This is a genomic window from Chryseobacterium sp. Y16C, assembly GCF_022488405.1.
Taxonomy (GTDB): domain Bacteria; phylum Bacteroidota; class Bacteroidia; order Flavobacteriales; family Weeksellaceae; genus Chryseobacterium; species Chryseobacterium geocarposphaerae.
On record NZ_CP092711.1, the window covers coordinates 3,426,955 to 3,440,765 of the forward strand.

Annotated in this window: 16 protein-coding genes and 2 tRNA genes; 12 read left to right on the top strand and 6 right to left on the bottom strand. The window is 39.3% G+C overall.

Going from position 1 to position 13,811, the window contains the following annotated elements; all coding sequences use genetic code 11:
* Nucleotides 1-46: 46 nt before the first annotated feature.
* The 4 genes from MKS83_RS15430 to MKS83_RS15445 form a co-directional block, all read right to left on the bottom strand.
* Nucleotides 47-120: transfer RNA gene (locus MKS83_RS15430), tRNA-Asn, on the bottom strand.
* A 194-nt stretch (nt 121-314) separates the two neighbouring features.
* Nucleotides 315-388: transfer RNA gene (locus tag MKS83_RS15435), tRNA-Asn, on the bottom strand.
* An 80-nt stretch (nt 389-468) separates the two neighbouring features.
* Nucleotides 469-1,815, bottom strand: coding sequence for an RIP metalloprotease RseP (gene rseP, locus MKS83_RS15440; RefSeq protein WP_240580389.1), 1,347 nt, complete (start codon nt 1,813-1,815; stop codon nt 469-471).
* Nucleotides 1,816-1,919: 104 nt separating this feature from the next.
* The gene (locus MKS83_RS15445; RefSeq protein WP_240580390.1) at nt 1,920-2,360 is read right to left on the bottom strand and encodes a DUF6646 family protein; all 441 of its coding nucleotides are present in this window, start codon (nt 2,358-2,360) and stop codon (nt 1,920-1,922) included.
* A gap of 102 nt (nt 2,361-2,462) precedes the next feature.
* Between MKS83_RS15445 and MKS83_RS15450 the strand changes: the two genes are divergently transcribed.
* Both MKS83_RS15450 and MKS83_RS15455 read left to right on the top strand, forming a co-directional pair.
* Nucleotides 2,463-3,215 (top strand): nitrilase-related carbon-nitrogen hydrolase, encoded by a 753-nt coding sequence (locus tag MKS83_RS15450; RefSeq protein ID WP_240580391.1) that lies wholly within the window; start codon nt 2,463-2,465, stop codon nt 3,213-3,215.
* A gap of 101 nt (nt 3,216-3,316) precedes the next feature.
* Entirely contained in the window at nt 3,317-4,138 is an 822-nt protein-coding gene (locus MKS83_RS15455; RefSeq protein WP_240580392.1) for a hypothetical protein, read from the top strand.
* A 103-nt stretch (nt 4,139-4,241) separates the two neighbouring features.
* Here MKS83_RS15455 and MKS83_RS15460 read toward each other — a convergent pair whose 3' ends face one another.
* Nucleotides 4,242-4,541: a thioredoxin family protein gene (locus tag MKS83_RS15460; protein WP_240580393.1), complete on the bottom strand. Its 300-nt coding sequence runs from the start codon at nt 4,539-4,541 to the stop codon at nt 4,242-4,244.
* A gap of 278 nt (nt 4,542-4,819) precedes the next feature.
* Here MKS83_RS15460 and MKS83_RS15465 point away from each other — a divergent pair, with 278 nt between their 5' ends.
* The 10 genes from MKS83_RS15465 (at nt 4,820) to MKS83_RS15510 (ending at nt 10,859) form a co-directional block, all read left to right on the top strand.
* Complete coding sequence (locus MKS83_RS15465; protein ID WP_223711930.1) at nt 4,820-6,148, top strand: site-specific integrase; 1,329 nt, start codon at nt 4,820-4,822, stop codon at nt 6,146-6,148.
* 560 nt (nt 6,149-6,708) lie between these two features.
* Nucleotides 6,709-7,782 carry a DUF932 domain-containing protein gene (locus MKS83_RS15470; protein WP_223711929.1) on the top strand — a complete coding sequence of 358 codons (1,074 nt, stop codon included), beginning with the start codon at nt 6,709-6,711 and terminating at the stop codon, nt 7,780-7,782.
* A gap of 53 nt (nt 7,783-7,835) precedes the next feature.
* Nucleotides 7,836-8,243 (top strand): hypothetical protein, encoded by a 408-nt coding sequence (locus MKS83_RS15475; protein ID WP_223711928.1) that lies wholly within the window; start codon nt 7,836-7,838, stop codon nt 8,241-8,243.
* 3 nt (nt 8,244-8,246) lie between these two features.
* Nucleotides 8,247-8,696, top strand: coding sequence for a hypothetical protein (locus MKS83_RS15480; protein ID WP_223711927.1), 450 nt, complete (start codon nt 8,247-8,249; stop codon nt 8,694-8,696).
* Nucleotides 8,697-8,747: 51 nt separating this feature from the next.
* Nucleotides 8,748-9,224 (top strand): hypothetical protein, encoded by a 477-nt coding sequence (locus tag MKS83_RS15485; protein WP_223711926.1) that lies wholly within the window; start codon nt 8,748-8,750, stop codon nt 9,222-9,224.
* An 18-nt stretch (nt 9,225-9,242) separates the two neighbouring features.
* The gene (locus MKS83_RS15490) at nt 9,243-9,575 is read left to right on the top strand and encodes a hypothetical protein (RefSeq protein ID WP_223711925.1); all 333 of its coding nucleotides are present in this window, start codon (nt 9,243-9,245) and stop codon (nt 9,573-9,575) included.
* On the top strand, nt 9,559-9,753 hold the full coding sequence (locus MKS83_RS15495; protein ID WP_223711924.1) for a 3-isopropylmalate dehydratase: 195 nt from the start codon (nt 9,559-9,561) through the stop codon (nt 9,751-9,753). Before MKS83_RS15490 ends, MKS83_RS15495 begins: the two co-directional genes overlap by 17 nt.
* An 84-nt stretch (nt 9,754-9,837) precedes the next feature.
* Nucleotides 9,838-10,110, top strand: coding sequence for a molybdenum ABC transporter permease (locus MKS83_RS15500; RefSeq protein WP_223711923.1), 273 nt, complete (start codon nt 9,838-9,840; stop codon nt 10,108-10,110).
* A gap of 165 nt (nt 10,111-10,275) precedes the next feature.
* The gene (locus MKS83_RS15505; protein WP_223711922.1) at nt 10,276-10,566 is read left to right on the top strand and encodes a helix-turn-helix domain-containing protein; all 291 of its coding nucleotides are present in this window, start codon (nt 10,276-10,278) and stop codon (nt 10,564-10,566) included.
* Nucleotides 10,567-10,568: 2 nt separating this feature from the next.
* On the top strand, nt 10,569-10,859 hold the full coding sequence (locus tag MKS83_RS15510) for a helix-turn-helix domain-containing protein (protein ID WP_240580394.1): 291 nt from the start codon (nt 10,569-10,571) through the stop codon (nt 10,857-10,859).
* On the opposite strand, the gene MKS83_RS15515 is transcribed toward MKS83_RS15510, so the two are convergent.
* Nucleotides 10,856-13,798 carry a DNA polymerase III subunit alpha gene (locus MKS83_RS15515; protein ID WP_223711920.1) on the bottom strand — a complete coding sequence of 981 codons (2,943 nt, stop codon included), beginning with the start codon at nt 13,796-13,798 and terminating at the stop codon, nt 10,856-10,858. The two genes, MKS83_RS15510 and MKS83_RS15515, sit on opposite strands and share 4 nt — an antisense overlap.
* Nucleotides 13,799-13,811 lie beyond the last annotated feature (13 nt).

Consider the following 13,811-nt stretch of genomic DNA (forward strand, 5'->3'; position numbering starts at 1 on the left):
TTTGCAGTTAAAATAAAAAAGACTTACAGAAATGTAAGTCTTTTTGCTCCTCCTGCTGGGCTCGAACCAGCGACCCTCTGATTAACAGTCAGATGCTCTAACCAACTGAGCTAAGGAGGAATGTTCCTTTGTTTTAGTGGTGCAAATATAATAGGAATATTACGATTACACAAATTTTTATTTCAAAAATATTGAAAAAATTCCTTTGCTCATGGGGTTTTAAAGGCTATTTGATTATTTTTCAATAAATTAAGTTAACATAAGGATTTAAAAAAGAAGCATAAAAAAGACCTACATTTCTGTAAGTCTTTTTGCTCCTCCTGCTGGGCTCGAACCAGCGACCCTCTGATTAACAGTCAGATGCTCTAACCAACTGAGCTAAGGAGGAATGTCCTTTGTTTTAAGTGGTGCAAATATAGGACGAATATTTATACCCTACAAATATTTTATTAAAAATTTTTAAAAATATTATAAGCTTCCGGTTAAGGCTTTGAAAATATCACTTCCAAAAATCAGTAACATCAATCCTAACAGGAAGATAACGCCTACCATTTGTGCGTTTTCCAATACTTTTTGAGGAACAGGTTTTCCAACAATCATTTCATATAATGTGAAAATAACGTGTCCTCCATCCAATCCTGGAATTGGAATTAAGTTCAAAAATGCCAACCAAACGGAGAACATTGCCGTGAAACTCCAGAAAGCAGTCCAGTTAATAGAAACGCTTCCGTCTTTCGATTGGTCAACAGGCATATTTTTAATAATAGCGAGTGGACCTCCTACTTTTTTATACCCCTGTACTTTTTTGTTGAAGATTAATTTGAATTGTTTAACCTGGTAAGTCAAACTCTCAATACTTCTTGTAAAACCTCTTCCAATAGATTGCCCAAATGTGAAGTGTTGAGTACGTGCATATTTTTCCAATTGCTTATAAGAGGCAATACCGATTGTTCCTTCTTTTGAGACAGGAATACTTAAAGGTTGAACACTTCCGTTTCTTAGAACTTCGATATTAATCGGCTTTCCTGCGCTTTTTCCAACAGCAGCCTGAAATTCATCATAATAATTGATTTTTTGTCCGTTTGCAGAAACTACCTGATCACCAACTTTTAAACCTGCTTCTGCTGTTTTAGGATTGATAATCGTGTCAATAACAGCGGCATATCGTGGTGTAAGGAATCCTTTAGGGTTTTCATCTTTAAAAGCGAGAGCTTTTCCATCGTCATTGGTGTTAAAAGTGGTTTCTTTGCCGTCTCTTAAAACAGTAACCTGGTCACTTAACAAAATATCCAGAGATAGTTTATCTAAATTATTCTGAGTTTTTCCGTCTACTTTTAAGATCTTATCACCATCCTTGAAGCCCATTGCTTTTGCAACATTGGTATAGTGCATAGGAGTATCAACCTTCGTGGTGTCAAAAGTCGTTTCTCCGTTGAAGAAAGACAGACATCCGTAAATAATCCAGGCTAAGAAGAAGTTTACTGTAACTCCTCCCAACATGATAATCAATCTTTGCCAAGCTGGTTTTGCTCTGAATTCCCAAGGCTGTGCAGGTTGCTTCAGTTGCTCAGTATCCATGCTTTCGTCTACCATTCCGGCAATCTTTACATATCCTCCGAAAGGAAGCCAGCCGATACCATATTCGGTTTCACCAATTTTTTTCTTTGCGATAGAGAACCACGGATCGAAGAATAGATAGAATTTTTCAACTTTGGTCTTAAACCATTTTGCAGGTAAGAAATGCCCAAGTTCGTGAAGGATTACCAAGATAGAAATGCTCAATATAAATTGAAACAGTTTGATTGCTATTTCCATTAATGCTTTTTATGTTTAATTTGCAAAGGTAACAATTATCAAAACTATGCCAAATAAAAAAGCTCCCCGAAACGAGAAGCTTTGTCATATAATAAGATGATTTCTTACAAATTAATGGAAACTCCAAGGCTGCCATTGTTTCCGACTTCTGCAAAAACTCCGATTCTTTCAGTGAAAAAGTATCTTGCACCAATGTGAGCCCCGATTCCGAAATCTTTCCCTAACACTCCAACATCAACACCCGGATAGATATCTAATTTCTCAGGCAACTGTAAAGCTTCTTTTAAATGGAAATTTAGTCTTCCAAAGATAAAAACATTATTATCGCTGTCATTATCCTTATAATTATCAAAATAACCATTCAGACCGGCTCCTATCGAGATTAAATTATTTAAACCGTAATCATAAGTCCCGGTAATCCCTGTTCCATATCCCCAAGCGCTCAATCCCGCGTTGATTTTCTGATCTCCTTTTCCTGTCCATGCCTGTGCATTGGCTGTTGCTCCTGCAAAAACCAACGTGAACATAAAAACCAATTTCTTCATAAATTTTACAATTTTATAGTATTATTAAAAACAATCCGTATCAAAAATAGAACCGAAATCATTGGAAAATCGTATTTTTATTGAAGTTTTTTAACAAAGTTTATGAAGATTACAGGACTGAATTTAGATATCATCTGGAAAAATAAAACAGCAAATTTTGAACTTATAGAAAGAGAATTGCAAAATCAGGAAGCAGATATATTTCTTCTTCCGGAAATGTTTTCGTCGGGATTTTGTATGGATGCATCTGAAGTTTCAGACCGAAATCAGGAGTCTTTAGAATTTTTAAAGAAAATGTCTGAAGAAAAAAATGCCGCTTTTTGTGGTAGCGCTCCTGTGGAAGATGGTGGGAAATTTTACAACAGGATGTATTTTGTGCAGCCGGATTCTCAGGTTGGTTTCTATGATAAAAGGCATTTATTTTCTTTTTCAGGTGAAGATAAAGTGTATACTCCGGGAAAAGAACGGGTAATTGTGAACTACAAAGGTTTCAGGATTCTGTTGCAGGTTTGTTATGACCTCCGTTTTCCTGTTTTTGCAAGAAATAACAATGATTACGATGCCATTTTATATGTTGCTAACTGGCCTGAAAAAAGAGTCGGAGCCTGGGAACATTTACTGAAAGCAAGAGCAATTGAGAACTTATCTTTTGTCTTTGGATTAAACCGAATCGGAACAGATGGCAATAATCTGTTGTATCAGGAAAGCTCACATTGTTTTTTTGCAGACGGAAAAGAAATTACTCAAAAACAAGGAAATATTGTTTCTGCTGATTTAAATATAAAAGAATTAAAGGATTTTAGAAATCATTTTCAGTTTTTAAATGATCGTGATTCTTTTGAAATATTAGATTAAAGTGAAAAAGATTGATGGTGAAATGCTTTTTTTTAATGATTTTATATTTTTCTCGTACTAATTGTGAATTTTTATATTTTAGAGGATAAAATATCAATTATATGATGAAAAAAATATTTTTTACACTTTTGTGCATTTTGAGTTTAGTGATGAGTGCGCAGGAAAAAGACGCTAATGAACAAAATGATCTTGTAGAATTTCAATTGGAAGACGGGACTTCTTTTAAAGCACATCTTTTTGGTACAGTAACTAAAACAATTAATCTCGGACAAATTATACTGAATAACAGAATTTCCGGTTTTCAGTATAAGACTTTAGAAGATCAAAAAAAACATGAAATTAGCTCTAAAGATGTCAAAAAAGTCATTTACTATAACGGCGAGGACATTGTAAATATTCAGGAAAAGATTAAAGTAAAAACGGTTGATAAGAAAGGGAACCTTTCCGACGATACGGCAGATACTTTTGAATTTTTGCTGTATGATGGTAAAATTAAGCTCTACAGTTCAAATGTCTTTGAGTGTATAGGTTTGTATGCTTGTTACTATACCCATTCCAATTTTTATATTAAAAACAGTGATGATTCATTTGCTGTTTTAGCTGTAAAAACCAAAAGTCAATTTAATTCTAAAATGGGATCGTCTATTGCGAATATCGTCGATGCATTTAGGACTGTAAGTAAAGGTTGCTCTCCTTTTAATCAGTACTTAGATGTATTTGATAAAGAAATGATGCAGGATAAGCAGCTTGATAAAACTTTGCAGAAAGAGTATCAGGAAATATATAAAAGCACAGAAAAGGAATTAAGGAAAGATAGAGAGCAATTTAGAAAGTTGTTTCATGTTGTTGCTAATAAAATACAAAGTAGACAGGCAGAAATTTATATTGGAATCATAAAGGAGTATGAGAAACACTGTCCTTAAAATAATTTTTAAAAGTTCCCATAGATTTGAAACAGAGTTGTTCTAGTTTGTCAGTGGAATCTATGGGAACTCAAAATAAAAAAACTGTAATTTTTTCACAGTTTTATGCATGTTCTTTTAAAAGTTGTGTTAAAGTATTAACGTCATGCACGCCGCTTTCTTTCCAAAGCATTTCTCCTTTTTTGAAGATCGCTAATGTCGGAACGCCACGAACTCCGTATTGAGCCGCAAGAGCAGGATATTGATCCACATCCACCTTTATGATTCTTGCTCCTTCACCGACATTCTCTTTTACTGTATTCAACACTGAAGACTGTACTTTGCAGGGTTGACACCAGGTTGCAAAAAAGTCAATGAGAACAGGTCTTTCGGAATCTATGATTTCTTGAAATTTTTGTGACATTTTTGAGTTTTTTATGTAAAAAATAACGACAAAAAGTAAAAATAAGCAAAACGGCGAAGTTCGCTAAAAAACAGTGGTTTATAACACGTGGGTCTAAAATTGGAAGTCTCTGTACTTAGGTTTTTGGGCTTGAAAAGACAAGGTTAGGTTACTAAATCGTTACTGGTTACACCCTAACCAACCCTAATATAACTGATTATATTTCAGTCTTTTGCACTTCTTTTCATCTTTCCTTGTAACTCATTGAAATTTAATTTTAAACATTAAACAATTGAGTTATGGAACAGGCGAAAAGGTCAACGTTTAAGCTGCTTTTCTATCTAAAGAAAAACGAGCCGAAGAAGAACGGCGCAGTTGCAATTATGGGGCGCATCACCATTGATGGAACCCCTGCATCATTCAGCACCAAGCTGGAAATTCACCCCGACCATTGGGATTTGAAGTATGGACGTGTGTTAGGCAGGAGCAATCAGGCTGTAACCCTGAATGGCAAGCTGGATAAAATACGGACACGTATAGATAAGATTTACGAGGACATGATGAAAGACGAGGGCTTTGCTACCGCCGATAAGGTAAAGCTAACGTTTCTCGGTGTCGGGGTAATGGATGACGCTATCCTAAAGGTCTTCAAACAAGAGAACAAGGATTTTGAAAAAATGGTGGAGAAAGGCGAAAGGTCGGCAAGCACATACGCCAAGTACAAAAAAGTTTACGAACACCTTACGGAGTTCATCAAACTACGCTACCATCGGGAGGATATGGCTTTCCGGGAATTGAAGTCTGACTTTATCCGTGAGTTTGACTTCTTTTTGAGGATAGACAAGGAATGTACCCATAATACGGTTTGGGTTTATACAATGCCAGTTATCGCATTGGCTAAACTGGCGGTCAAATGTAAGCTGATACGTGATAATCCTTTTGAGGATTACGAAATCAGCATGGAGGAAACCGACCGTAGCTATCTCTTAAAAGAGGATGTAGAAAAGCTCATGCTTTTAAAGCCGTCTAAAAGTAAATATGAACTTGTAAAAGACCTCTTTATTTTCAGTTGCTTCACAGGACTTTCCTATATTGATATTAAAAAGCTGAAATGGAGTAATATTCAAAATTTCTTTGACGGGCATCAATGGATTATTAGCCGGAGGAAAAAATCCGACGTTGCTTCCAATGTCCGGCTTATGGAAATCCCTAAACGCATCATTGAAAAGTACAGAGGTGTTACCCGTAACGATTTTATATTTCCCGTTCCATCCAATTCAACCTGTAATGTCCACGTAAGAAAACTTATGGAGGAAGCAGGTATTGTTACCGAACAAAAAATATCGTTCCACACAGCCCGTCATACATTTGCTACGATGTTCTTAACCGAGGGTGTACCTCTTGAAAGCCTTAGCAAAATGATGGGACACAAGCATATTACCACCACGCAGATTTACGCTAAAATCACCAGCCAAAAAATCAGTAAGGATATGGATTTGGTTTCTCCAAAATTTGCAGCTATGGAAAACGCATTTGTTGCCATGCAAGCGGAGGCTGCTACGCAGGAGGAAACAGTTACCAATGTCAAAGTAATTGTTGATGAACAGGAGTTGGAATATGCCGTGTAACGTTTGCAGCTTTATCATTTAACCAAGAGCAGGATTTAATAATCCTGCTTTTTTTATGCCCTTTGTTTTGGGTTTATCTCCGCTATTATTTTCCAAAATCCAAGTGGCTTCCAAAGCCACGCACATCTAAAAATGGAGTTTAGAAATCCAATGTGATGGGAATGAAATTTCAATCCCATTTAGAACCTTTTACCAATGCAATCTTCATTACTTCCACGCATTTTTTTTACCCAATGAGCCTGTATGCGTTTTGTCCCGTTGTCAAGAGCAAAGGTTGGACGTGTTCTTAACGGAGGCAAAAGGTCATGCAAGTTTGAAAAAAAATCTCCACCCGTTGGGTAAGTATTTTTTCCCAAAACCTTGTGCCTCCTAAACACTAACCTCAACTGCTCGTGAAACGAAACATAGCATACTCCGGCTCCTTAAACGAATAAAAAAAATGTCAGGTATGAAGATTAACAGCATTGGAAAAGGTAACGAAACGAAACAGCACCTCCCCACCATACCGAATAAATCTCAAAAAAATTCAATTCAAACAATCACTAAAAAAGTAAAAAATCATGGCACACAATCTTAATTTCAACAGCAGAACCGGACGTTATTCATTCTTTAGCGTAAAGGAAAAAGCATGGCACAACTTAGGGCAAATCATCGAGGAATACCCAACAAGTGCGGAAGCCATCAAACATGCAGGGCTTGACTATGAGGTCGTAAAAAGTCCGTTGTTTACCACAGGCTCAAACATCATCGAAACCGCACAGGGCATCGAGATAGCAGACAGCCAGTTACACGTACCTAACTACTTCGCCAATATCAGAACCGATAACAATGCAGTATTAGGCGTAGTGGGCAAAGACTACCATATCGTACAGAACCGGGAAGCCTTTAATTTCTTTGATGCAATCGTAGGCGGTGGTGATGGTATCTTATACGAGACAGCAGGAGCATTAGGACAGGGCGAACGTATTTTCATTACTGCAAAGCTGCCTGACTATATCCGTGTAGGCAACGGGGATGATGTAACCGAAAAATACATTTTCTTGACTACTTCGCATGACGGTAGCGGAAGTATTACCGCAGCGTTTACACCTATTCGCATCGTTTGCCAAAACACCTTAAACGCATCACTCCGCACCATGAGCAATGTGGTACGCATTAAGCACACAGCAGGCGCAAAACAACGCCTTGACAACGCTCACAAGGTAATGGGATTAGCGAACACCCTAAGCAATCAGTTAGAGGGCATTTTCAACCAATGGGCAAAAGTTCAGGTATCGGACAGGGAAGTTAGAAAGCTGATACAGCTTGCGCTTTGCCCAAATAAGGAAACGCTTGACCTAATTAAAAAGGGTGCTGAAGATGATGTTTCTACCGTGTTTAAAAATATCGTAGATGATGCCTTGGCATACGCTATGACCAGCGACACGCAACAGATGAACACCACTAAAGGCACATTGTTCGGGGCGTACAATGCTGTTACAGGCTACTTTCAGAATGTAAGAAACTACAAAGACGATGAAGCCAAATTACAAAGCATTGTAATGGGTGGTACTGCACAGCTAAAGACCCAAAAAGCCTTTGACCTGTGTACCTCATTCGAGAAAATCGGAGCAGACGTATTTCAACTTAATTAATTAACCAAAGGCGACTGCCTGCAATGGTGGTCGCCTTTAAAAAAATCAATACAATGAGAGCATTAAAAGAAATGAACAACGTAGAACGGGCGTATTTGCTGGCAAAGCTATTCCCCGACACCCTAAAAGAATTGACCGTTTTTGTACAAGAGGAAACGGAACGTTTCAGAGCGCAGGAGGAATATATGCGCAGTATTTGGGCAGACAAGACCCTGATAACCGCAGATTTTTGGTTTGGCTTAGTAGGCAATACCGAACAGATATTAAAGCGGTACAACGTAATGCTACACCGCAGCTTGCGGGTATTTTCCGACCAGCTTTTTGACGGCTACAATGCGATATTCCTTACAAACTGCCTGATAGAATATGCAGAGAGGGAAAATTGCGGCAGCAAGTTAAAAGAGGCAATACACCTGCTTTTTGGACATGAAAAAATGATTGTAACAGACATAAACAAATAAGACATGAAAAATAAAATCTCATTCAGCATTGAAACCCTGCTATTTGGTATAGAAAACCCTAAAGGTGCTATTGAGCAGGTATTGTTTGCCAAAATGATGGCAGAACACGAGGGTATGCCCTATTGCAACCGCCTTGCAAAGTTGACTTTTACAGACCCTACCGTTAACAAGGCTTTACCCGGTGCGGTTCCTTTAGATGAAACGCTTATAATCGGCTATGAGGGTTGGAGCGATAACACACTGCATCTATGTATAAGAAGCGGGAGAAGCGCATGTAAAATTGCAACAGGCAGTTTTCCAAATCGTGAAATAGAAATATATAACGATTACCGACACGCAATCATATTGCAAAAACTTTCCGACAAGGATATAAAGGAAATTTTCAACCATGTATGGGATAACATGGAGTTGATACAACCAAACCCAAAACCCCTTAAAGAAGATTGGGAATAAAAACCACAGACGACCGTCTGCAATGACGGTTGCCTTAATAATCCAAAAGCAATGGGAAAACCGTACACACCTGAAAGACTGGCTTCTATTCGCAGGATGCGAAAGGCAAGACGGCTATACAAGAAAGAGCCGCTATTTGCCTACGATATTCTTAGCAAGGAACACCCAAGTTATACTCCTGATGATTTTTGGGAAGACCTACGGTATCGTACAAAGCCGAAGCGCAGAAAAGCCAAATCGCCGCTAATCAGATATGGGAGGTTTAGGCGCATGGAACAGCTTAACGAAATGTACAGGGCAACCGAAAATACCGACTACGCTTTAAAGGCTCAACAGTTGCGTAGAAATATGACGAAACCATATAGGATGCTACTAAAAGTTGAGGGTAAGGTATGGGAGTACAGTTTTTCGGCATTGATACGGATTGAAGAAATAGAACGGTTATCAAAAGAATTGTCCGGGTGTAAGACTTTAAACGATGTTGAGGCACATATAGAACAATTCAGGAAGACCGCTCATATAGGTTAAACAAATAATAATAAAACGATGAAACGTAGAAACGACAAATACAACAATCATTTATTGAAGTCCTATGAGACGGTTATGGACTTCGCTTTCAGGAAAATGGTATATGCCACCAGCGTGTACAGTGCCATTGAAAAAGGTAAAATCATTCCTGACGTGGTAGGTACTTCTAAAACGGTAATGATTGACCTAAGAAAGTACGGAGCCTATAAATTTCAGGTACGCAATCCTGATAAATCGGCGATGATACGCTGGTATCTAAGCGTAGGCTATGAAATAAAAGAGAAGAAAGCACAACGAAAAGCACAAGCAATACTTAATCAAAAAATCAAAGACAATGAAAATAAGAAATAACAAAGGGCAATGGATTGAGGTTACAGACCTTAATAAAGCCATTCGGCAGGCAGGTTGGTACAAAACATACCAGCACAACCCGCCCGTAGAAAGCGACAAAGAACGGCAGGCATATTGGGCAGATATGCACGAGAAATTAAAAGCATTAAAAACAAAAAAGTTTACCCAAGTTGGGTAGTTTTCTTCATGCACCCGATATTTATAAATTGTATTTTTGTTTATAGCGGAGCGGATATTGTACTAAATTTTAAACGGTAGAATTATGGCATCATCATTAGTTATAGGAATAATATTTTTGGTAGCAGGCTTAGGTTTGCGTTATTGGATTAACCGCAGGAGATTTTACAGGCGTAGCCCCACCGGAGCAGAGGGGTTTTCCAGTTATGAAAAAAAAGTAGCCATTAAATTTGTCGAAAAAGTTGGCAAATGGGTGGCGTATGCCTTAATTATTTTCGGGCTGTTATCCTTATGGGTGTATTCCCGTGAGAAAAAGGAAATAGCTGCCAAAAACATAGAGGTTCAGAAACCACAATAAAGAAATAAACATACAATCTTATAACGGTACAGGTCTATACAGGCTTGTACCGTTTTCTTTTGCGCCAAACCTTACCACTCAAAGCCAAACACACACCCAAATAAGATACGCCTTAATACCTTTCCTAATTTCCATTTCTGACGTGAAAAAAGTGAGGAAAGGAATATGGAAGTAATTGCGATACCGAAGTCTGTTCTAAAGGAAATGACCGCAGAACTGGACGAACTGTTACAGCTTGCCACCAACGCAAGCGAAGCCTATATAGGCATTTTTAATGAAGAACGTTGGCTCGATAATCAGGAGGTGTGCCTAATGCTCGGCATTTCCAAACGCACCCTGCAATCCTATAAAGACAAAGGGCTATTGCCTTTTTCAAAATTGAACCGGAAGAATTATTACAAATTCTCGGACGTACAGCATTTGCTTGCTTCCGATGCTGAAACCGAAAACAAATGAGTATGGAACTTTTTGATAGCGATGCAGAGGAAATCGCCTACTATAAAAGCAAGTTTGAGGAATTGCGCAACCGCTTGGAACTGATACTAAAAAACTACCGTCCTGTAATGAACGGAGAAGTTTATTTATCGGGCGAAGACCTGTGCAAGCTGTTACATATCAGCAAGCGCACATTGCAACAATACCGGGATGACAATATCCTACCATTCATTCAGATAGGTGGTAAGATAATTTATAAGGAAAGTGATATTCTGGCGATTTTGGAGCAGAACTATACCAGCACTAAAGTTTAAACACTTCGTGGGTCGGGTTTGATTGGCATCATGGCACAACGATGTACCTCTATTGCCGGACATCCGTAATCAACAACAACTTTGCCCTCGATAAGATATAACCCTTTCCCACGGAGCGGGGATTTATGCAGGCTTTGCGGAAAGTGTATCGTGTCTATAAAGTCTCCGTCTATATCTATGAAAGTACCGAATTTCATAATTGTTCCGGTCTTTGTCCGCACCGTTTTGTGTGTTACCAAATGGGCAACAACCCTGACAACCTGCCCACGAAAGGAAGCTAATGTTTTTGCCGAAGCATTCCCCCGATAATCGGACTTGGCAAGGTCAAAAATACTACCCGAAACAGGAAACCCCATTAGCTCAATTTCATCATACAGATTTTCTAAGTCATCCGTTACGAACACGGGCAATTGCGGCTTTTCGGCACTATTAAAAAACAGTTGACCAACCTGCGTATTATGGGCAGCCCTGCTTTTGTTCAGTAGCAAATGAGCCTCCCAAAGCAATTCTTTTTTACCTGCTCCCAAAAAGCGGAACGCACCGCAACGTATAAGGATTATAATCTGCTCCAATCCTGCACCCGTTCGCAAATTAAAGTTTTCCAAACTCAAATATTCCCCGTTACGTTTCCGTTCTTCGGGGATAAGCTGCGCCAGTTCGCTTTCGAGGTTCAACAGGCAGTCAAATCCCAAATAAATATCGCTCCCCACAATGGAGGTATCAAACGCACTTTTGTTCACACAGGGCAAACAGATATTTCCCCCTGCTTTCTTTACCTCATTGATATAAACCTCCCGTGAATAAAAACCGCCGTAATTATTCAACACGCTTACCATAAATTCAAGCGGGTAGTAAGTCTTCAGGAACAAACTTTGATAGCTTTCTACCGCAAAGGATGCACTATGAGCCTTGTTGAAGCTGTACCCGGCGAAAGACTGCATCTGCCGCCAAACCTCTTTGGCAACGTGTTCGGGATAGCCTTTCTCCCGGCAATTGCTATTGTATTTATCTTCAATTTCTGCCAAATGGTTTACGTTACGGTATTTCCCGCTCATCATCCTGCGAAGTACATCGGCATCCGCTAAATCCAAACCACCGAAGTGATGACCAATTTTCATTACGTCCTCCTGGTACACCATAATGCCGTAAGTGTCCTCTAATTGTTCCTTGAATGCCGGGTGGATGTAGTCAACCTTTTCAGGGTTCAAATGCCTGTCAATGTATGCCTGCATCATTCCTGAACTTGCTACACCGGGGCGAATAATGGAACTCGCAGCCACCAACGTCAAATAATTATCACATTGCAGTTTGCTGATAAGCTGCCGCATTGCCGGACTTTCGATGTAGAAGCAGCCAACGGTATTTGCAGACCGCAATTGCGCCGCAATTACCGGGTCATTAAAAAAGCGTTTGGGGTCGGACGTATCTACCGTTTCGCCCTTATTCAATCGAATAATTTCCCGGCAATCTTTGATATGCCCGATACCTCTTTGTGATAGTATATCAAACTTCTCAAAGCCAATATCTTCTGCCACATACATATCATACTGTACCGTAGGCAATCCCTTTGGTGGGTAATCCAGTGCGGAATAACACGTGAGTGGCTTGTCAGAAATCAAAACCCCCGAAGCGTGTATCGTCCGTTGGTTAGGGAAATCTGCCATCTGATTGTAAACGGACAGGATTGTATTGGTTACCTCATTTTTATTGAGCATACTTTCAGGCTCATTTACAAGGCGGTCAATTTCGCTTTTTGGCAGTCCGTAAACCTTGCCTAACTCCCTGATGATGGAACGGTCACGGAACGTACTCATTGCTCCCATAAGGGCTGTATATTCGCTTTGATACCGCTTAAAAATGTAGTCGTACATTTCGTCCCGGTCACGCCATGAAAAATCTATATCAAAATCCGGTGGGCTTTTCCTTTTCGGGTTTAAGAAGCGTTCAAAATAAAGGTTCAGTTCAATGGGGCAAACGTCCGTAATTCCCAAACAGTACGCAACGATACTGTTTGCACCGCTACCTCTACCCACGTAATGAAAGTTACGGTTTCTCGCATAGCGGCATATATCATCCGTGATTAAGAAATAACTGGAAAAGTTAAGGTTGTCTATTATATCCAGTTCCTTTAATACACGCTCTTTAGCCTGTTTATTATCCGCACCGTATCGTTTGGCAAAACCATCAACAGCATATTTGTACAATAGCTGTTTATCATCGTACCTATTCCCTGTAAATGTTTTCCGGTTCTTACTGCCTTCAAAGTCAAAATCAAAGCTGCAATCCGCTAATAAATGTCCCGTGTTTTCTATCAGCTTTGGTACAGGATTGTAAGCGTTTAAGAGTTCTGTCCTGCTAATGAAAAATTCGGTTTCCTTTCCGATTTGCGCCGCCGATAATTGAGAGATAAGGATATTGTTGTCAATAGCACGTAACTGTTTATGCAATTGAAAATCTGCCTGTCTGAATGAAACAGGCTGTAAAATTACGTAGCGTTCCCAACGCTGTTTAGGTGCAACAATAAACCTGTTTACTTCCTGCGGACGAATGCCGATGTATTCGTTATCCTTTAATTCGCTTTCTTTGACCGCACCAAAAGGATAAACGATAGATACGTGCCGAAATTCGGGCGCAATATTTGGCAATGCTGACTTGGAACGGTTGGCATGGGTCATTAAGTCGTTCAGTTCTTTAAAACCCTTTTCGTTTTTGGCAATCCCTACATACAACAATTGGTTGTCGTTCCTGAACTCCATTCCAGCCAGTCCATTTATCCCTGCTTCACGGCATTGCTTTATAAAATCGAGTGTTGCCGATGAATTGTTAATGTCCGTTAATACCGCCGTATCATAACCATAGGTACGGAGGTTTTCAACGAGCGTCCCAATGCTCATTGTCCCATACCTCAAACTAAAATAGCTGTGCAAATTAATTAACATACCGAACACGAAT

Excerpts from the sequence above, each read along its gene's own strand:
- rseP (WP_240580389.1), bottom strand. The coding sequence starts at position 1,815 with ATGGAAATAGCAATCAAACTGTTTCAATTTATATTGAGCATTTCTATC.
- MKS83_RS15445 (WP_240580390.1), bottom strand. The coding sequence starts at position 2,360 with ATGAAGAAATTGGTTTTTATGTTCACGTTGGTTTTTGCAGGAGCAACA.
- MKS83_RS15450 (WP_240580391.1), top strand. The coding sequence starts at position 2,463 with ATGAAGATTACAGGACTGAATTTAGATATCATCTGGAAAAATAAAACA.
- MKS83_RS15455 (WP_240580392.1), top strand. The coding sequence starts at position 3,317 with ATGATGAAAAAAATATTTTTTACACTTTTGTGCATTTTGAGTTTAGTG.
- MKS83_RS15460 (WP_240580393.1), bottom strand. The coding sequence starts at position 4,541 with ATGTCACAAAAATTTCAAGAAATCATAGATTCCGAAAGACCTGTTCTC.
- MKS83_RS15465 (WP_223711930.1), top strand. The coding sequence starts at position 4,820 with ATGGAACAGGCGAAAAGGTCAACGTTTAAGCTGCTTTTCTATCTAAAG.
- MKS83_RS15470 (WP_223711929.1), top strand. The coding sequence starts at position 6,709 with ATGGCACACAATCTTAATTTCAACAGCAGAACCGGACGTTATTCATTC.
- MKS83_RS15475 (WP_223711928.1), top strand. The coding sequence starts at position 7,836 with ATGAGAGCATTAAAAGAAATGAACAACGTAGAACGGGCGTATTTGCTG.
- MKS83_RS15480 (WP_223711927.1), top strand. The coding sequence starts at position 8,247 with ATGAAAAATAAAATCTCATTCAGCATTGAAACCCTGCTATTTGGTATA.
- MKS83_RS15485 (WP_223711926.1), top strand. The coding sequence starts at position 8,748 with ATGGGAAAACCGTACACACCTGAAAGACTGGCTTCTATTCGCAGGATG.
- MKS83_RS15490 (WP_223711925.1), top strand. The coding sequence starts at position 9,243 with ATGAAACGTAGAAACGACAAATACAACAATCATTTATTGAAGTCCTAT.
- MKS83_RS15495 (WP_223711924.1), top strand. The coding sequence starts at position 9,559 with ATGAAAATAAGAAATAACAAAGGGCAATGGATTGAGGTTACAGACCTT.
- MKS83_RS15500 (WP_223711923.1), top strand. The coding sequence starts at position 9,838 with ATGGCATCATCATTAGTTATAGGAATAATATTTTTGGTAGCAGGCTTA.
- MKS83_RS15505 (WP_223711922.1), top strand. The coding sequence starts at position 10,276 with ATGGAAGTAATTGCGATACCGAAGTCTGTTCTAAAGGAAATGACCGCA.
- MKS83_RS15510 (WP_240580394.1), top strand. The coding sequence starts at position 10,569 with ATGGAACTTTTTGATAGCGATGCAGAGGAAATCGCCTACTATAAAAGC.
- MKS83_RS15515 (WP_223711920.1), bottom strand. The coding sequence starts at position 13,798 with ATGTTAATTAATTTGCACAGCTATTTTAGTTTGAGGTATGGGACAATG.